A 17,197-nucleotide genomic window follows, 5' to 3' on the forward strand; every position below is an offset into this window, starting at 1 on the left:
CCACCCGTTCCGCCACCTTCCGATGAACAAGAAAGCAGTGAAATGAGTGATCTCGACGGCGTTTTCGATGACATCTTCCAGCGGTTCTTCGGGAACTCGGTGGGACGCCCGTCCGTGCAGCGGGTTGACCTGAACCGGCTCCTCAACGACCAGGCGAAGAACCTGCTCGCCGAGGCCCAGGTGGCGGCGGCGGACTGGGGCAACAGTGAGATCACCCCGGAGCACTTGCTGTACGCGGCCGCCGTGAACGAGCCGACCCGCGAGATCATCGTCCGGGTCGGGCTCGATCCGGATCGTGTCGCCTCCACCATGGAGACTGCAGCGAAGGCGAGCGCGAATCCCGAGGGCGCCGACGGCGCACCGTCGCTCAGCCCGGCCTCGCGGCGCGCGCTGCGTGTGGCCCAGCAACAGGCGGCGCACTCCGGACAGTCGTACGTGGGCCCCGAACACATTCTGCTGGGCATCGCCGACAATCCGGATACCGTTGCAGCACAAACCCTTGCGGGCGGCGGCATTTCCTCGGGCCAGTCGGTTCCCGGTAAGGGCGGCAAGGCCGGGAAGCCGGGACAGCAGGCGCAGGCGGCACAGGGACCGAGCAGCACGCCAACGCTCGATGAGTACGGCCGCGACCTCACTGCGGAGGCTCGCGCCGGCAAGGTCGACCCGGTGGTCGGCCGCGCCGAGGAGATCGAGCAGACCATCGAGATCCTCTCCCGCCGCCGCAAGAACAACCCCGTTCTGATCGGCGACCCGGGCGTCGGTAAGACCGCCATCGTCGAAGGGCTGGCCCAGCGGATCGTCAACGACGATGTGCCGAAGACACTGGCCGGACGCCGCGTGATCGCGCTCGACCTGAGTTCCATGGTGGCGGGCAGCAAGTACCGCGGCGAGTTCGAGGAACGGCTGACCAAGGTGCTCGACGAGGTGCGCGAGCACTCGGACGAACTGGTGGTGTTCATCGACGAGCTGCACACGATCATCGGCGCGGGCGGCGGCGGCGAAGGCTCCATGGACGCCGGCAACATGCTCAAGCCGGCGCTGGCCCGTGGCGAGCTGCATACCATCGGTGCCACCACGATCGACGAGTACCGCAAGTACATCGAGAAGGACGCCGCGCTCGAACGCCGGTTCCAGCCGGTGATGGTGAGCGAGCCGACGGTCGAGGACACCATCGAGATCCTGCGCGGCCTCATCGATGTCTACGAGGAGCACCACCAGGTGCACTACGACGACGACGCTCTCATCGCCGCCGCCGAGCTCTCGGACCGCTACATCACCGATCGGTTCATGCCCGATAAGGCGATCGACCTCGTCGACCAGGCAGGAGCCCGGGTCCGGCTGCGCACCAAGACCTCCGATCAGGGCACGCGCACCGTCGAGGATGAACTGGCGCGACTGAACCGGGAGAAGGACAGCGCGGTCGCCGCCGAGGACTACAAGACGGCCGACGAACTCAAGCTCAAGATCTCCGAAGCCGAGGAGCGGCTCAAGAACATCGCCGCGGCCGACGGCGAGCCCAACGATCCCGAGGTGACGGTGACCGACATCGCCGAGGTGGTCTCGCGACGCACGGGTATCCCGGTCGCCGACCTAACGTCGGAGGAGAAGGAGAAACTGCTGCGCCTGGAGGACGACCTGCACGCGCGGGTGGTCGGGCAGGACGAGGCCGTGATCGCCGTCTCGGAAGCGGTCCGGCGGGCCCGCGCCGGCCTCAAGGACCCGAGCCGCCCGATCGGCTCGTTCCTGTTCCTCGGCCCCACCGGCGTCGGTAAGACCGAGCTCGCGAAGGCCTTGGCGGCCACGGTCTTCGGCGACGAAGACCGCCTGATCCGCTTCGATATGAGCGAGTTCCAGGAGAAGCACACCGTCTCCCGGCTCGTCGGTGCGCCTCCCGGCTACGTGGGCTACGAGGAGGCCGGACAGCTCACCGACAAGGTGCGCCGCCAGCCCTACTCGGTGATCCTGTTCGACGAGATCGAAAAGGCGCACCCCGATGTCTTCAACATCCTGCTGCAGCTGCTCGACGACGGCCGGGTGACCGACGCGCAGGGTCGTACCGTCGACTTCAAGAACACCATCGTGATCCTCACCAGCAACATCGGCGCCGATTTGATCCTGGAAGCGCCCGAGGATGATTGGGAGTCGGTGGTCCCGAAGGTCAAGGAGCGGCTCAATGCCCACTTCCGGCCCGAGTTCCTCAATCGCATCGACGACACGGTCATCTTCCACCGCCTGGACAAGGAACAGATCCGCAACATCGTCGAGCTGATCCTGGAGAGTACGCGCGGCCTGCTGCGCGGCCAGGACGTTCAGCTCGACGTCACCGAGAAGGCCGAGGACTGGCTCGCCGAGGAGGGCTTCCAGCCCCAGTTCGGCGCTCGGCCATTGCGCCGTACGGTGCAGAAGGAACTGGATAACCGCCTCTCGTCGATGCTGCTCAAGGGTGAGATCGTGCCCGGCGACACGGTTCGCGTGGACGCCGACGACAACGGTCTGGTGATCACCGTCGTGGACGTGAGCAAGGACGGCACCGTGACCGAGAGCAGCGTGCCCACCGCCGACGCCGAGCCGGCTCCCACTGACGACGAGGAGAAGAAGGCATGAGCGACAAGAACGCCCGCGAACAGGCGATCGAGCAGGAGGAGAAGCGCAAGCAGCAGGAGCGCGATCGGTTGGAGCGCGAAGAGGACAAGCGCCTCGAATAAGCTGCATCGGTGACGCAGTGGTTCGCGCAGTGGTGGCAGGCCGAGGTGATCGGCGCCCAGAAGGGGCCACTGCTGCTCAGTTTCGTCGCCTTCGTGATCACGTTCGCCGCCACCCGCACCGTGACCAGAATGATCCGGGCCGGACGCGGGCCGTTCCACAACCTCAGCAGCGGCGGTGTGCACCTGCATCATTCGACGCCGGGCCTGCTGCTCTTGGTGGCCGGAGCGTTCTCCGCGGTCGGTGCGGTGGGGCGGGCGCCGTGGTCGTATCTCGCGGCGGCGCTGGTGGGCATCGGCGCGTCACTGGTGCTCGACGAGTTCGCGATGCTCTTCCACCTCAAGGACGTGTACTGGTCCCAGGAGGGGCAGTTGTCGGTGAACGTGGTGACGCTTGCCGCGGCGTGCGTGGGTCTCGCGGCCGTCGGGGTGTCACCGGTGAACGTGACCGGCCTCGGCGGCACCGAGAGCTGGGTGCGCGGCGGGCTGCTCGCTGCGCTCGCGGTGCACTTCGTGCTCGTGGCCGTCACCGCGTTGAAGGGCAAGTACCCCACCGCGCTGCTCGCCCTGGTCGCGGGCCCGATCGCGTGGTTCTCAGCGGTCCGGCTCGCCCGCCCCACGTCGCCGTGGGCTCGGTGGTTCTACTCCCCCACCACGACGGAACGGGCGGCGCGACGCGCGGCCGCGTTCGACCGGCGATGGGATCCGGTGCGGCAACGCTGGGACGACCTCGTGGGTGGGCGGCCCTCCACCTAGGCCTGCGCTGAGACGAGCGTGGTGCGCATCAGGTCGATGACCTGATCGAGCGCCTCCCGGGTGGGCTGGCCGGGCTCATCGATCAGGTGCTCGGTGAGCACTGAGTGCGGCGGCGTCGGCGCTTCCGGATTGGCGTCGGCATCGTCGATCTCGACCGCGATGAACGCATCGCCCAGCTGCTCGCGGAGGAAGTCGAAGCGCTCACCGGGCACCATCTTGTCACCGGTGAATCGCATGCCCAGCACCTTGAGGCCCTGCTTGGCGCAGCGCACCTTCACGGTCTCCAGATCCTCCGGCGAGATGTCGATGTTGTGCCGGCGGCTCGGCGTGATGCCCAGCGGCAGCGAGGGCTGACTCAGGACCGGCGCCAGCAGCACATCGTCGACCGCCATGCCGAGCGCGAAACCACCGGTGAAACACATTCCCACGGCGCCGACGCCCTTGCCGCCGCAGCGCCCGTGCTCCTGCTTCGCCAGCGCCCGCAACCAGGTGATCACCGGCGAGGATTTGCCGGTGGCGAGAATGGTGAACTCGCGGCTCACGCAGATCGGGGCGGTCGATGCGATCGCGGTCGCCGTGCCCTTGAGGCCCGTGACCTTCGGATTCGCGTCCAATCCGGGAATACCGAACAGGTGCGGCAGAACGGCCGTGAATCCGGCGTCCACCAGCCGGCGGGCGAACTCCAGCACCTTCGGGGTGATGCCGGGGATCTCCGCCATGACGATCACCGCGGGGCCGGTGCCCTTGCGGTACACGTCGTGCGTGGTCCCGTTCGCTGCGAACTGCTCGACGGCGAAGTCGGCGATATTTTCTGCTGCTTGCGCTTTCACGTCCACGGCACCATAGTGCCGCACGGTCAGAGCAGGCGCTGCGCGATCGCCTCGAGGGCAGGCCACGGATCAGCGCCGAGTGCCTGCACCACCACGTGATCGGCGCCCGCGTCCAGGTGCGCCCGCACTCCCGCCGCGATCGCGTCACCGTCGCCGTGGACGGCCAGCACGTCGATCAGCCGGTCGCTCCCCGGGGATTGCACATCGGCGTCCGAGTAGCCGAGGCGCTGGAGATTGGCCACATAGTTCCGCAGGCCGAGGTAGAACGTCACCGTCTTGCGTCCGGTCTCCCGGCCACGCGCATCGTCCTCGTCGAGCACCACCTTCTGCTCGGGCGCGAGGAGTGGGCCGTCGCCGAGGATCCGCCGCGCCTGCCGGGTGTGTTCCGCGGTCGTGAGGTACGGATGCGCGCCCGCGGTGCGATCGGCGGCCAGCGTGAGGACCTTCGGCCCCAGTGCCGCCAGGACGATCCGATCCGACGGGACACCCTCGCCGGCGAGACCGTCCAGAAAGTCCACGAGTGCGCGGTACGGCGAGCGGTACTCGGCGGTGGCCTCGCGGTGGCCCGCACCGATCCCCAACAGGAACCTGCCGGGGTGCGCCCGTTCGATGCGGTGGAACGCCTGCGCCGCCGAGGCCGGTGTGTCCTGCCAGATGTTGAGAATGCCGGTGGCGACGGTGAGGTTCTCGGTGGCGTCCAGCGCCTGCTCCGCGACCGCCAGATCGCCGCCGGGAGAACCGCCTAGCCAGACCGCTCCGTAGCCGAGGGCCTCCGCGCGCCGCGCGAAGTCACCGTCGGCCTGGGTCGCCGCGCGCCAGATTCCGAGCTTGCCGAGATTCGTCATGCCCCGTGCAACACCGCGGGACCGCGGAGCCTTCCCTCACGACCGGCGTGCGCGCAATCCTTCACACCGCGGCGCGTGGCAGTTCCGGCCGTACCGGTGCGTACACCGCCCCGGCCAGCGCCCGCGCCGCCGCCTTGGCGATGTCGAGGAAGTCGAAATAGTCGCGCCACGCGACGATCCGGCCATCGCGCACGTCGAACCGGGCGCAAACCCAGAACTGGAGCCGCAGCGGACCGTAGACCAGGGAGGTCACCCGTTCGGTGAGCGCGATCGCGTCATCGGCCGTGGCGGAGATCAACACCGAGTGCAGCTGGACTCGGGAGTGCTCGTGGCGGCGGAAGTTGCGGGAGACGGCCCGGCGGCCGCGCAGTGTGCGCCACGAGGTGCGGGTGTACACCACGTCCTTCGCCAGGAGCTGTTCGGCGATCTCGAAATCGCCGCTGCCCAGCGCCTCGACGAAGCGCTCGGCGACGTCGTGCGGCGACCACAGCGGGGAGTTGTTCACGGCACCATGTTCCGGGCGCGGCGTAGCAGCAGGGCGAACTGGACATGACGCGTTGGCGAAAACATTCCCCGTCGCCGCGCTCGCCTGACCGGTTCGATTTCGCTCTCGACCGGGGCGTTCGGTAGACTGACCGGCGACCTTCTCGGCGAGGGCGGCTCCGGCCGCCGTGATCGACGCGAACGGCACACCTTCTCCGCGGACCGCTCCGTGTGCGTCGGGTGCAGACCGCCTCGGATCGCCGAGGCCGCACCACCCCCATTGGAGCATCATGTCTGACACCAACAAGCTCACCGCGTCCGTGCGCACCGAGTTCGGTAAGGGCGCCGCCCGCCGCACCCGTCGCGATGGCCTCGTCCCCGTGGTCCTCTACGGCCACGGCACCGAGCCCCAGCACCTCACCGTGGTGGCCCGCGACTTCGCCACCATCCTGCGTAAGGACGGCACCAACGCCGTGCTGAGCCTGGACATCGACGGCAAGGAGCAGCTCGCGCTGACCAAGCAGGTCGTGGTGCACCCGCTGCGCAACTACATCGAGCACACCGACCTCCTGGTCATCAAGAAGGGCGAGAAGGTCACCGTTTCGGTGCCCGTCATCGTCGAGGGCGACCCGGCCGGCGGCACTCAGGTGGCGCAGGACCTCAACGAGGTCGAGATCGAGGCCGACGCGCTGAGCATCCCCGAGAACATCGTGGTCAACGTGCACAACCTTGAGGTCGGCACCCAGATCGCCGCGGGCCAGCTCGAGGTTCCCGCCGGCGTCACCGTGCTCACCGATCCCGAGGCGCTGATCGTCAACATCACCGAGATCGCCGCCGCCGAGACCGAGGGCGATGACGCGACCGAGGGTGACGAGCCCGCTGCCGAGGCCGCCGAGTAACTGCTGTGACCGACCGGCCGCTGATCGTCGTGGGGCTGGGTAACCCCGGCGAGAAGTACGCCGGTACCCGCCACAACATCGGTTTCGACGTGGTGGACGAGCTCGCGACACGCGCCCGCACCTCCTTCTCCCGACACAAGAAGTCGGGAGCGGAGGTCGCGGGCGCGCGGCTCGCTGGCCGCCCGGTGTACCTGGCGAAACCGCAATCCTTCATGAACCTCTCCGGGCAGCCCGTGTCCGCGCTCGCCCGGTTCTACTCGGTGGAACCCACCGATGTGATCGCCGTGCACGATGAGCTCGACATCGACTTCGGTCTGGTGCGGCTCAAGCGCGGCGGCGGCGAGGGCGGTCACAACGGCCTGCGCTCGCTGACCCAGCACTTGGGCACCAAGGACTACCTGCGCGTGCGCGCGGGCATCGGGCGTCCTCCCGGTCGCCAGGATCCCGCGGACTACGTTCTCAAGCCCTTCGCCTCCGCCGAACGCACGGAGGTGCCGCTACTGGTCACCAATGCCGCCGACGCGGTCGAGCTGTTGATCTCGCGCGACCTCGACCTGGAGTCCGCGCAGAATACCGTGCACGCCTGGTGATCACGTTCCGCCGTGTCACTCGCGAGGACTTCGGGCTACTCGCGGTCTGGCTCTCCGAGCCGCACAATCGGCGCTGGTGGAACCATGAGACCTCTCGGGAAGCGATCGAGCGCGACTTCGGGCCGTCGGTCGACGGTGCCGAGCCATCTCTCGACTTCCTCGCCCTGGACGCCGGGAGCGGAGCGAGCGGGTCCGATCAACACCGCGACGCCGGGAGCGGGACGCCCGTGGGCCTGATCCAGCGGCAGCGCTGGCTGGATTACCCCGACGAGGACGAGACCACCGCGGTCGGCCGGCTGGTGGACCTGGGCCCGCGCGACTACGGCATCGACTATCTGGTGGGCTCCCAGTACGCCACGGGCCGCGGGCTGGGTACCGCGATGATCCGGGCCATGTGTTCGCAGATCTTCGACGAGCTCGACGGTGCGCGGGTCGTGGTCTGTGTGGCCGCCGGGAACCGACGCTCCTGGCGCGCGCTGGAGCGTGCCGGTTTCACGCTCATCGGCCACGTCGACATCACGCCAGAGAATCCGATCGACCCGCCCGACCACGTGGTCTACCTGCGCGAACGGGTAGACTGACTCTTCGTGAGTTCCAGTGCCAGCACCATTGCCGACGAGGTGGCCCGTCGCCGTACGTTCGCCATCATCTCCCACCCCGACGCGGGCAAGTCGACGATGACGGAGGCGCTCGCGCTGCATGCCCGGGTGATCAACGAGGCCGGCGCCATCCACGGCAAGGCTGGTCGCAAGTCCACCGTGTCCGATTGGATGGAGATGGAGAAGGCCCGCGGCATCTCGGTGAGTTCGACGGCGCTGCAGTTCAACTACACGCCGTCGGGCGCGGCAGAGGGCGACGAGCCCGCGGTGATCAACCTGGTGGACACCCCCGGCCACGCCGATTTCTCCGAGGACACCTATCGCGTGCTGACCGCGGTCGACGCGGCGGTGATGCTGATCGACGCCGCGAAGGGCCTGGAACCGCAGACACTCAAGCTGTTCCAGGTGTGCCGGCATCGCGGCATCCCGGTGATCACCGTGATCAATAAGTGGGACCGGCCCGGTCGCACGCCGCTGGAGCTGCTCGACGAGATCAGCGAGCGGATCGGCCTGACGCCCACTCCCCTGTTCTGGCCGGTGGGCATCGCCGGCGACTTCCGCGGCCTGCGCGATGTGCGCAAGGACGAGTACGTGCACTTCACCCGCACCGCCGGTGGCGCGAAGATCGCTCCGGAGGAACATCTTTCGACCGACGATGCGCTCGACCGCGAGGGTGATGTGTGGGCCGAGGCGGTCGAGGAGACCGAACTCATGACGGAGATGGGCCAGGGCCACGATCAGGAGATGTTCCTGGCGGGCCAGACCTCGCCGGTGATCTTCACCTCGGCGATCCTGAATTTCGGTGTGCGCCAGCTGCTGGAGGCGCTGGTCGAGCTGGCTCCCGCACCGCACGCGCGTGCCGCGGTCGACGAGTCCGAGCGCGAGGTGACCGACCCGTTCAGCGCCGTGGTGTTCAAGGTGCAGGCGGGAATGGACGCGGCACACCGGGACCGGCTGGCGTTCATGCGGATCGTGTCCGGCGAGTTCGAGCGCGGCATGGTGGTGCAGCACGCGCAGACCGGCAAGCCGTTCGCCACCAAATACGCGATGACGGTGGTAGGTCGCGACCGCGAGACGGTCGAGACCGCCTACCCGGGCGACGTGGTGGGCCTGGTCAACGCGAACGCGCTGGCCCCCGGCGACACCCTGTACGACGGCGCCAAGGTGCAGTTCCCGCCGATCCCCTCGTTCGCACCGGAGCACTTCGCGGTGGTCCGTGCCGATTCCGCGGGGAAGTACAAGCAGTTCCGCAAGGGCATCGAGCAGCTGGGCACCGAGGGCGTGGTGCAGTTGCTGCGCAACGATGTTCGCGGCGATGCCTCACCGGTGATGGCCGCCGTGGGCCCGATGCAGTTCGAGGTCGTGGTCGCACGGATGAAGACCGAGTTCAATGTGGCCGCGCAGGTCGAGCATCTGGGATATTCGGTGGCGCGCCGCACCGATGCCGCCAGCGCCGATGAGCTGAACCGGCAGCGCGGTGTGGAGGTCTTCGAGCGCACCGACGGTGCCCTGCTCGCTCTGTTCTCGGATAAGTGGCGGCTGCAGTACATCGAGAAGGAGCACCCCGACCTCACCCTGGAGCCCCTGGTCGCCGCGGCCGATTGACGGACGGCCGCGGGCGGTGGTCGCGCTGGCGATACGCACACCCGCGAATTCGCCGACCTGCGAGCCAGGTGGTCGTAATCTGTCGCCGTGACCGAATCGCAGCCCATCGACTGGGCCGATGGAACCTGGACCAACGAACCCGCACGGGTTCACCTCGCCGACGGCGACCTCGACGTCACCGCTGCCGAGGGGAGTGACGCCTGGCGGCGCACCGCGTACGGCTTCGTCCACGATACGGAGCACGCCCTGCTCGCCCCCCTCGCAGTCGGCGAGGCCATGGAGGTCTCGTTCCGCGGCCCGTGGGATGGGCAGTTCGACCAGGCCGGCGTCTTCGTCAGAGTCGACGAGGAGCATTGGATCAAGACCGGCATCGAGTTCGCGGACGGCCACCTCGGCCTCGGCGCGGTCGTGACCGATGTCCGCTCCGACTGGTCCGTCGGGCACGTGGACGAGTGGCGCGACAGTGAAATCACGGTGCGCGTGAGCAGGTGGCCGGATGCCGTCATCGTGCGGGCCCGCGCCGCTGGTGAGCAGTGGCGGCTCGTGCGGGTCGCGCCCTTCGACGGCGAGGCTGCGGCATCCGCCGGCCCGTTCCTAGCGGCGCCGATGCGTGTAGGTCTCACCGTGCGATTCACGCGGTGGGAACGGTCCGCCGCGGACGCTTCCCTGCACTGACTTACAGACGGGCGCGCTGCGGGACCTCACGGGCGAGCATCAGCGCGACGGCACCGAGTAGGGTTCCGGTGATCCGCCGCTGCCACGTGGCCCAGGCAGGTCGGCGCGCGATAAGCGCCGCCACGGCACCGGCCGCGACCACGATCGCGGCGTTGACCAGCATCGAGACGGTGATCTGCACGCCGCCCAGCAACAAGCCCTGCGCCGCCGTGTGCCCGCGCGCGGGTTCGATGAACTGCGGGATCAGCGCGAGGTACATGATCGCCGCCTTGGGGTTGAGCAGGTTGGTGAGCAGCCCTCTGCGGAACAGCTTCCCGGCGGGATCGCGCGGCAGGTCGTCGGTCTCGAACAGCCCGCGGCCTCCGGGGCGCAGCGCCTGCCACGCGAGGTAGCCCAGGTACAGCGCCCCCGCCGCCTTGATGCCCATGAACAGCCACGGCACCGCGACGAAGACGACGGCGAGCCCGACGTTCGCGAGGACGAGGTAGACGACGAAGCCCACCCCGGTGCCCGCCAGCGAGATCAGACCCGCCGTGCGGCCCTGGCTGATGCTGCGCGAGACGAGGTAGATCATGTTCGGCCCGGGCGTGAGCACCATCGCCAAATCGAACGTTCGCGATTCATACCCTATCGCGCCTATCGCGTCGGTCCTGCTGTTGCACCTCCTGCGCGTCCAGACCTGTGTCGGGAATCGCCCAGTTCATGGAGGACGAGGACTATGATCCAGGGACCTACCGGAGGAGGCTTGTGTTGGAAGTTGAAGAACTGATTGCCCGTGCGTGGGGGGCAGTAAGAGACGCAGGAGTGCCTGAACCCCTCCAAGAGCTGGCATTCAAGCAGGCAATCGACTTCCTGACACGTTCAGCGCCGGGCGCGGCGCCTGCGCCATCGACGCCCACCTCTCCGGCTTCGGTGACCGCTGACGATACTGGGAAGCCTGCAGCGTCAGGTCCCCCAGCAGGACAAAAGTCCAACGACGCCTCGCTCTTCGACAAGTTCTCGGAAGAGGCGTCGATCTCCGTGGACGATCTGCAGGAGGTCTACTACTTCGATGAGTCCGGCCCCCACCTGATGGGCCCTCGTTCGAAGTTCGGGTCTACCACGAAGGACCAGGCGCAGGCGGTCGCATTGGCGATTACGACCGCACGCAACTACGCCCTTGACGAGACCGAAACAACTGACGAGGTTCTGAGGGCAGAGTGCCAGCGACTGAAATGTGACCCGAAGGGGAACTGGGCAAAAGTAATGGGCGGCCTCTCCACCCTCGTGTACACTGGACCGCCACGAGGAAAAGTCGCTCGAGTTAAGCCCAGCTCTCACCAAAGCCTGCAAGCCTTGGTGACGAAGATCCGGGGCGCGGCCCCTGAATGACACTGACCGAGTTCCTCTCAGCCATCTCGAAAGAATCCAGGGTTAAGCGCGTCCTCGCCACTACATTCTATCTGGACGCCGCGCTGGGAGACACACCTGTCAATTCAGCGACAGTGAAGGACGCGATAGTCAACGCGCGGGTGCCCGGGGCGAAGACTTGGAACGTCCCCGCCGCGTTCACTAACGCGGGCGCATACGTCGAACTCGCAGGATTGGACGAGAACGGGCGAAAGCTCTGGAGACTTACGCCCAGCGGCTACGACCATGTTGCATCCTTCGCCGACCTGACATGGGTGGGTGCTACCCAGTCAAGTAGCCGTCGGAACGCAGACATAGAACAGATTCGTTCGGTAGTCTCGTGCATCTCGGACGAAAACGCGAAAGAATATGCCAACGAGGCGGTCGACTGCCTAGAAGCCGAAGCTCATCGGGCAGCCATAGTATTTATGTGGGTTGCAGCAGTTCACGAGATTCAGGAGCGGGTTTTCGCAAGCTCAACCCCTGCCGAGATCACCGCTGCAGCACAAAAGCACAACCCCAAGGCAAAGACGATTAAAAAGAGGGACGATCTCGTCGAGTACAACGAGGAGCTCTTGCTTCAGATAGGGCAGGACTTGGGTGTTCTCGACAAGAATGAGAAGCAAATCCTTGCCGGTTGCCTGACGCTCAGAAACTCGTCCGGACACCCCAATAAGTATCGTCCGGGGGAACACAAGGCGAAAGCGCACATCGAGGATATCGTCGGCATACTCTTCAGGTAGAAGGGTTACCAAGTCGTCCCGTGCGCCTCGCGTACGCGTGTGCACGTCGATGTGCGCGCATCGCGCAGTCGGTCGTCCATAGTCGCGCTCAGGCACCCGTGTGGACGTGCTGCACGTGTCGTAGCTGGTTACAGCGCTGACATGGCTCTTTGGCCTACGACCTTGGACAGCCGGCCCGGGTCTCTTATGGTCCTCACGTTCAATCGTGAGCAACGCGCACGACCACACTGAAAGGACCAATCATCATGGCTGCCAACAACTTCCCACCGTCGAGGCTGCTGAGAAGGTCGGGGCTCCCGACGCCAAGACGTTTCGCAAGTTTCTCCGCAGCGTGGGCTACGACAAGCGCGCTGAGGAAGGGCGTGCCCGCTACGCGTTCGACTCGAAGGACGTGACCGCGCTCAAGCGCCAGTACGCGGCCTACGAGCAGGAGGCCAAGCGCACCAAGGCCGACGACGCGACCCCCGAAGACTGACGGGAACACCCACCATCTGGGCCTCGATCGTTCGGGGTCCAGAGTGGTAGCTAGGCGCCAGGCATTCTCGAACTGGTTTCAGACGGTCCGGCAGCGCCTAAGCCAAGTCGTTGAGCACGCACTCTCGCTCGGGGTACCCCCCCGTGGGGGTAGACCTGACACGCCTCAAACCTACAGCAAGACCCACCCCGAAAACTATTCTTGGGATGGGCCTGCTGGTTCTAAACCGAGTCAATACACATATTGGCTGCGCCTATATGTGGTTCTGCACCACGTTTTGACCTGCGGTTTTTCTAATCACCGTCGGTATTGCACCACGTTTTGAACCGGTTTTGCACCGCTGAGTCTTACGCATCGTCACGCACCGTATCGAGCGCCTGGACGACCTCGTGGTATCGCTCCCACATGCGCGTGTCGTTCGACCGGACCCCGGGCCTTGCCCCTGGATCTTGGACACGATGTCATTTCGGTTATGCCGCTTGCGTGAGCGTAGCGCGGTAGGCGGTTTCGTAGGTGTTTGGTGTGATGTTGCCGATCGCGGAGTGCCGGCGGCGGGTGTTGTAGCGGTTGGCCCACCGGAACACGGCCCGGTAGGCCGTGGCCTGGTCGCCGAACGCTGGTCGGCCTTGGAGGAGTTCGCGTTTGAGGGTCGCGTTGAAGCTCTCAGCGAGGGCGTTGTCCGCGGACGAGCCGATCGCTCCCATCGACTGGGTCACGCCGAAGTGCTCGCAGAGGGCGGTGTAGGCCTTCGAGGTGTAGACCGACCCGTGGTCGGAGTGAAAGATCGCCCCAGCCAGGGTGCCGCGTTCGCGCTGCGCGGCCCGTAGTGCGTTTTCGACGAGCTCGGTGCGCATGTGAGTGGCCATCGACCAGCCTGCCAGCTTGCGTGAGCCCAGGTCGATGACCGACGCGAGGTAGAGGTTGCTGCCGTCGGCGATGGGCAGGTAGGTGATGTCGCCGACGTAGCGGCGACCAGGACCGCCGGTGCTGAAGTTCCTGCCGATCAGATCTGGGAAGCGTCGACCGGACTGATCCGGGACGGTTGTCTTCACACGCTTGCGGAGCCGGATTCCGGCCAGGCCGTGCTCACGCATCACGCGCGCCACGCGCTTGTGGTTGACCCGCTCACTCTCGGCTGCGCCGGCGTTGAGGTCAGCGGTGATCCGAGGCGCTCCGTAAGCACGATCCCCGCCCTGTTTCGGGTCTTGCAGCACCCGGATCCGGCCCGCCAGCACCGAGTCAGCCGCCGTCCGCGCGGCCCGCCCCTGCGCTGCAGCGAGCCACGCGTAGAACGACGACCGCGCGATCCCAATCACCTGGCACAACCGCTTCACGCCGTAGGCGTCCTTGTGGTCCTCAACGAACTGGAAGCGGTTCACCAACTCGTCTCCCCGGCGAAATACTTCGCCGCCTGACGGAGAATGTCGCGTTCCTCAGCAAGCTTTGCCTGCTCGACCCGCAACACCCCATTCTCGGCCTCCAGCCTCGTGATCCTCGCCGCCTGCGACTCCCGCCGCCCCACTGACACCCCCGCCGCAGCCGACGCGGTCCTCGTCCCGGAGCCGAGCTTGTCGACCCACCCCTTCAACGATCCCCGGGACACACCCAAATCCGCCGCGATCCCCTGCAACGTCGCACCCGGCGTCGACTCATACAAGTCCACCGCCCGGCACCGGAACTCATCGGTGTAACTCTTCCTGGCCATCCTTGGATTCTCACTTCCCCCAGCCATGTGCTGGATTACACGTGTCCAAGAACAGGGGGTAAGGCCCCCCGCACTCACGGAGGTACTTGGTCACCTGACGCTTGCTCGCATCGGTGGACAGATACTCGTCGTTGATGCCCAACGCACTTCCCACACGATCGACGCTCAGGGCAACACGTGTGGTCGTGGTCAGTCTGCCAACCTGAGCGCCCTGGTTCGGTTGTGCCGCAGAGCTTGCACGCGCGGCCCTGAGCCTCGAACATGCGCTGCCAACCACCGGGCTCGAAACCCCACTTGAGGTCACGCGCGATCGCCCATGCGCATGCCTTGCATCGCCACTTCAGCTTGCCGTTCACGCGACCAAACTCGGCCAAGGGCTTCCGCTCGTGGCACACGGAGCAGGTCTGTTCTCCCTCTCGTGCGTCGATCCTGCGCTGCGCACGGCTGCGCTGAGGCTTCAACGGGCGAGGTGCCTCACCGCGTCGCTGCATCTGATAATGAGAATTGCACAGTTGCTTCAACCGCACGGGCCTCTCACAGTCCTCGTACCTGCATACTTGCATCATATGCGCCTCCGGTTGTAAACGCTCACGTTCGCGTACGCCGTCACCACCATTCCCGCCACCGCGGTCCACGAAACGATCATGGATCGATCCTGGCGGCGGGCTGCGGCACCGTACAGAGCCAGTCGAGTGTGACTGGCCTGCAGTCAGGCCGCCGCAGCGACGGCCGCGGGCGAACCGTGCGACCGCGCACGTCGACGGTCCGCGATCGCCAGCGCGATGATCGCCGCCGGAACGAGGATGTCGACGAGGAGGATGCCGCCCGTGTTGCCGGGCTGGTGATCGCCGTGCGCAAACCACTGGTCGAGGTGTCCGACGGCGGCGCCCCACAGGAAGATCGCGTAGCCAACGCCGTAGGCGAGGCGGAAGTCCCGATGCCGGCGGACCAGCACGAAGGCCATCGCCGCGAAACCGAGGTTGGTGAAGGCGATTTCGAATTGGAACGGATTGCCTGCCGGGAAGCCGATCTCGTTCGCCATCGCGTCCGGCGCGAGGAGGAAGAAGGCGCCCACCCAGGCGGCGCCCAGACCGGCGGCGACGAGCATGGCCCGCTGCCAGGTCTCGAGGCGCTCGCCGGGCCGGCGGACGGACCGGAACGTCGCCCAGATCGCCGCGGCGACCGGGAAGATCAGCGGGGTGGAGGTGTGGAGGAGGAATTGCGTCGATGCGTTCATAGCTCAGTCTTAACACGTTAATATTAACTGGTCAAGACTCCTGTAACCTGGACGCATGAACGAACCCGACGAGGGCCTGGGCGACGTGCTCAACCACATCACGATGCTGCTCGGCATCGTGACCCGCGACCACGGCACTCCCGGCGCGCTGAGCTACAGCCGGATGCGGCTGCTCGGCACACTGGAAGAGGTGCAGCCCGCCACGCAGCACGAGCTCGCACAGGCGATGCTCGTGTCCGACGCGGCCGTCAGCCGCATGCTGGCCACACTCGCACCGGAGGGGCTGGTCACCGTCGAACCCGATCCCGAGCACGCGCGGCGGCGCCTGGTGCGCCTGACCGAGAAGGGAGCGGAGCAGTTCCACGCGTCGAGCACCGACTACGCGGCGCAGCTCGAAAAAGCCCTCACCGCACAGGACTTCCCGTACGAGCGGTACCTCCGCGACAGCATCGCGCTGCGCGACTTCCTCGCGAACGCGGCCGGCCGCGGCTGATCTACGGAGCCTCCCTAGCGGGAGGTGCAGCACCTCCGCGTGTCGTGCACTCCCCACGTCCATGGACCTGGGGAGGTGACTGCCCCGCTAGAGAGCGCCACGAGCGCAGCGAGCTGGCGGATCAGGAGCCGAGGATCGCCTCGATCTCCGCGTCCTCGACGTCGCCCATGGCCGCGGGCGAGAACTTCGGATCGCGGGTCTTGTCGACGAGCACCGCGCGGATCCCCTCGACGAAGTCGGGGCGGCGGATCATGCGCGCGCCCACCACGGCCTCCTCGGCGAGGCACTGGGCCAATGTCCGCTCACGCGCCTGCTGAATCAGGCCGAACGTGACGAACACCGAGGTGGGGCAGGCCGTCGACAGCTGCTCGCGGGCGGTATCGGCCCACGCACCCGACGAGGTGGCGAGCCCCGCCAGGATCTCCGTCACCGAATCGCGGCCGAAAACGTCGGCGATCTCGTCGAGCGGCAGGGTCGAGGCGGGCGCGGTATCGCCGAAGCGGGCGAGGACACCGTCGAGGTCCTCCCCTGCGAGCAGCGCGGCCTCGACGTTCGGCATGGCCGACGACGGCACGAAATGCGTGCCGAGGCCGACGGCGAGCGCGTCACCGGCGCCGAGACGCGCGGCGGTCATCCCCATCAGCTCGCCGACTCCCTGCGGGAGACGCGCGAGAAGGTAGGTAGCACCCACATCGGGCAGGAAGCCGATCGCCACCTCGGGCATCGCGATGAGCGCCTTCTCGGACACCACGCGGTGCGAACCGTGGATCGAAACACCCACGCCGCCACCCATGTTCACGCCGTCGATGAGGGCGATCACGGGCTTGGGGAACTCCGCGAGGCGCAGGTTCATCTCGTACTCGTCGCGGAAGAACGGGGTGAAGTCCTCCCCCGCCACCACCTGGTCGCGGATGGCCCGGATGTCGCCGCCGGCGCAATAGGCCTTGGGCGAAGCGGAGGTGATGAGGACGCGGGTCACCGCATCGTCGGACTCCCAGGCCTGCAGCGCCGCATCGATCGCGTGCACCATGTCCGTGGTGAGCGCGTTGAGCGCCGCGGGCCGGTTCAGTTCGATGTGTCCGGTGCCCCCGGACACGGTGGTCACGATGTCGGCGGTCTCGATGTCCGTCACTGCACGTCCTTCAGAATTACTCGGATATCCAACTAGTTC

The 17,197-nt window shown here is 66.8% G+C and carries 18 protein-coding genes; 11 read left to right on the forward strand and 7 right to left on the reverse strand.

The genetic code is table 11. The annotated features are described in order from the left end of the window. Positions 1–42 precede the first annotated feature (42 nt). Positions 43–2,604, forward strand: coding sequence for an ATP-dependent Clp protease ATP-binding subunit (locus TPAU_RS16025; RefSeq protein ID WP_013127797.1), 2,562 nt, complete (start codon positions 43–45; stop codon positions 2,602–2,604). A gap of 110 nt (positions 2,605–2,714) precedes the next feature. Continuing rightward, positions 2,715–3,458, forward strand: a complete 744-nt coding sequence (locus TPAU_RS16030) for a hypothetical protein (RefSeq protein ID WP_013127799.1) — start codon at positions 2,715–2,717, stop codon at positions 3,456–3,458. On the opposite strand, the gene TPAU_RS16035 is transcribed toward TPAU_RS16030, so the two are convergent. The 3 genes from TPAU_RS16035 to TPAU_RS23215 all read right to left on the reverse strand — a co-directional run bounded on the left by TPAU_RS16035 (position 3,455) and on the right by TPAU_RS23215 (position 5,638). Continuing rightward, the gene (locus TPAU_RS16035; RefSeq protein WP_041945164.1) at positions 3,455–4,288 is read right to left on the reverse strand and encodes a dienelactone hydrolase family protein; all 834 of its coding nucleotides are present in this window, start codon (positions 4,286–4,288) and stop codon (positions 3,455–3,457) included. The genes TPAU_RS16030 and TPAU_RS16035 overlap by 4 nt on opposite strands. A 26-nt stretch (positions 4,289–4,314) precedes the next feature. Continuing rightward, positions 4,315–5,133: an LLM class F420-dependent oxidoreductase gene (locus tag TPAU_RS16040; protein ID WP_013127801.1), complete on the reverse strand. Its 819-nt coding sequence runs from the start codon at positions 5,131–5,133 to the stop codon at positions 4,315–4,317. Positions 5,134–5,194: 61 nt separating this feature from the next. Next, positions 5,195–5,638, reverse strand: coding sequence for a limonene-1,2-epoxide hydrolase family protein (locus TPAU_RS23215; protein WP_013127802.1), 444 nt, complete (start codon positions 5,636–5,638; stop codon positions 5,195–5,197). 268 nt (positions 5,639–5,906) lie between these two features. On the opposite strand from TPAU_RS23215, the gene TPAU_RS16050 reads away from it, so the two are divergent. The 5 genes from TPAU_RS16050 (at position 5,907) to TPAU_RS16070 (ending at position 9,984) form a co-directional block, all read left to right on the forward strand. Continuing rightward, the gene (locus TPAU_RS16050) at positions 5,907–6,515 is read left to right on the forward strand and encodes a 50S ribosomal protein L25/general stress protein Ctc (protein ID WP_013127803.1); all 609 of its coding nucleotides are present in this window, start codon (positions 5,907–5,909) and stop codon (positions 6,513–6,515) included. A 5-nt stretch (positions 6,516–6,520) separates the two neighbouring features. Continuing rightward, positions 6,521–7,105, forward strand: coding sequence for an aminoacyl-tRNA hydrolase (gene pth / locus TPAU_RS16055; protein WP_013127804.1), 585 nt, complete (start codon positions 6,521–6,523; stop codon positions 7,103–7,105). Then, positions 7,102–7,686: a GNAT family N-acetyltransferase gene (locus TPAU_RS16060; RefSeq protein WP_013127805.1), complete on the forward strand. Its 585-nt coding sequence runs from the start codon at positions 7,102–7,104 to the stop codon at positions 7,684–7,686. Before pth ends, TPAU_RS16060 begins: the two co-directional genes overlap by 4 nt. A 6-nt stretch (positions 7,687–7,692) precedes the next feature. Further along, positions 7,693–9,309 (forward strand): peptide chain release factor 3, encoded by a 1,617-nt coding sequence (locus TPAU_RS16065; protein WP_013127806.1) that lies wholly within the window; start codon positions 7,693–7,695, stop codon positions 9,307–9,309. Between the two features lie 87 nt (positions 9,310–9,396). After that, positions 9,397–9,984: a DUF1349 domain-containing protein gene (locus TPAU_RS16070; RefSeq protein WP_013127807.1), complete on the forward strand. Its 588-nt coding sequence runs from the start codon at positions 9,397–9,399 to the stop codon at positions 9,982–9,984. A gap of 1 nt (position 9,985) precedes the next feature. On the opposite strand, the gene TPAU_RS16075 is transcribed toward TPAU_RS16070, so the two are convergent. Further along, complete coding sequence (locus tag TPAU_RS16075; protein ID WP_013127808.1) at positions 9,986–10,582, reverse strand: LysE family translocator; 597 nt, start codon at positions 10,580–10,582, stop codon at positions 9,986–9,988. Positions 10,583–10,686: 104 nt separating this feature from the next. Between TPAU_RS16075 and TPAU_RS16080 the strand changes: the two genes are divergently transcribed. The 3 genes from TPAU_RS16080 to TPAU_RS22975 all read left to right on the forward strand — a co-directional run bounded on the left by TPAU_RS16080 (position 10,687) and on the right by TPAU_RS22975 (position 12,591). Next, positions 10,687–11,355 carry a hypothetical protein gene (locus tag TPAU_RS16080; RefSeq protein ID WP_013127809.1) on the forward strand — a complete coding sequence of 223 codons (669 nt, stop codon included), beginning with the start codon at positions 10,687–10,689 and terminating at the stop codon, positions 11,353–11,355. Further along, the gene (locus TPAU_RS16085) at positions 11,352–12,116 is read left to right on the forward strand and encodes a hypothetical protein (RefSeq protein ID WP_013127810.1); all 765 of its coding nucleotides are present in this window, start codon (positions 11,352–11,354) and stop codon (positions 12,114–12,116) included. Before TPAU_RS16080 ends, TPAU_RS16085 begins: the two co-directional genes overlap by 4 nt. 205 nt (positions 12,117–12,321) lie before the next feature. Then, a complete protein-coding gene (locus TPAU_RS22975; protein WP_013127811.1) occupies positions 12,322–12,591 on the forward strand; it encodes a hypothetical protein in 270 nt (89 codons plus the stop codon). Between the two features lie 470 nt (positions 12,592–13,061). Here TPAU_RS22975 and TPAU_RS16090 read toward each other — a convergent pair. Beyond that, a protein-coding gene (locus TPAU_RS16090; protein ID WP_086012687.1) for an IS3 family transposase occupies positions 13,062–14,296 on the reverse strand; the annotation gives its coding sequence in 2 pieces (ribosomal slippage) (positions 13,062–13,987 and positions 13,987–14,296; 1,236 coding nt in all). Positions 14,297–15,005: 709 nt separating this feature from the next. Next, positions 15,006–15,533 carry a DUF6790 family protein gene (locus TPAU_RS16100; protein ID WP_013127812.1) on the reverse strand — a complete coding sequence of 176 codons (528 nt, stop codon included), beginning with the start codon at positions 15,531–15,533 and terminating at the stop codon, positions 15,006–15,008. 55 nt (positions 15,534–15,588) lie between these two features. On the opposite strand from TPAU_RS16100, the gene TPAU_RS16105 reads away from it, so the two are divergent. Then, positions 15,589–16,026: a MarR family winged helix-turn-helix transcriptional regulator gene (locus TPAU_RS16105; protein ID WP_013127813.1), complete on the forward strand. Its 438-nt coding sequence runs from the start codon at positions 15,589–15,591 to the stop codon at positions 16,024–16,026. Positions 16,027–16,147: 121 nt separating this feature from the next. Here TPAU_RS16105 and TPAU_RS16110 read toward each other — a convergent pair whose 3' ends face one another. Next, complete coding sequence (locus tag TPAU_RS16110; RefSeq protein WP_013127814.1) at positions 16,148–17,158, reverse strand: enoyl-CoA hydratase/isomerase family protein; 1,011 nt, start codon at positions 17,156–17,158, stop codon at positions 16,148–16,150. Between the last annotated feature and the right edge of the window lie 39 nt (positions 17,159–17,197).

Origin of the sequence: Tsukamurella paurometabola DSM 20162 (assembly GCF_000092225.1) — a bacterium.
In the GTDB taxonomy this organism is placed as follows: domain Bacteria; phylum Actinomycetota; class Actinomycetes; order Mycobacteriales; family Mycobacteriaceae; genus Tsukamurella; species Tsukamurella paurometabola.

Excerpts from the sequence above, each read along its gene's own strand:
- TPAU_RS16105 (WP_013127813.1), top strand. The coding sequence starts at position 15,589 with ATGAACGAACCCGACGAGGGCCTGGGCGACGTGCTCAACCACATCACG.
- TPAU_RS16085 (WP_013127810.1), top strand. The coding sequence starts at position 11,352 with ATGACACTGACCGAGTTCCTCTCAGCCATCTCGAAAGAATCCAGGGTT.
- TPAU_RS16040 (WP_013127801.1), bottom strand. The coding sequence starts at position 5,133 with ATGACGAATCTCGGCAAGCTCGGAATCTGGCGCGCGGCGACCCAGGCC.
- TPAU_RS16075 (WP_013127808.1), bottom strand. The coding sequence starts at position 10,582 with ATGGTGCTCACGCCCGGGCCGAACATGATCTACCTCGTCTCGCGCAGC.
- TPAU_RS16025 (WP_013127797.1), top strand. The coding sequence starts at position 43 with ATGAGTGATCTCGACGGCGTTTTCGATGACATCTTCCAGCGGTTCTTC.
- TPAU_RS16050 (WP_013127803.1), top strand. The coding sequence starts at position 5,907 with ATGTCTGACACCAACAAGCTCACCGCGTCCGTGCGCACCGAGTTCGGT.
- TPAU_RS16100 (WP_013127812.1), bottom strand. The coding sequence starts at position 15,533 with ATGAACGCATCGACGCAATTCCTCCTCCACACCTCCACCCCGCTGATC.
- TPAU_RS16080 (WP_013127809.1), top strand. The coding sequence starts at position 10,687 with ATGGAGGACGAGGACTATGATCCAGGGACCTACCGGAGGAGGCTTGTG.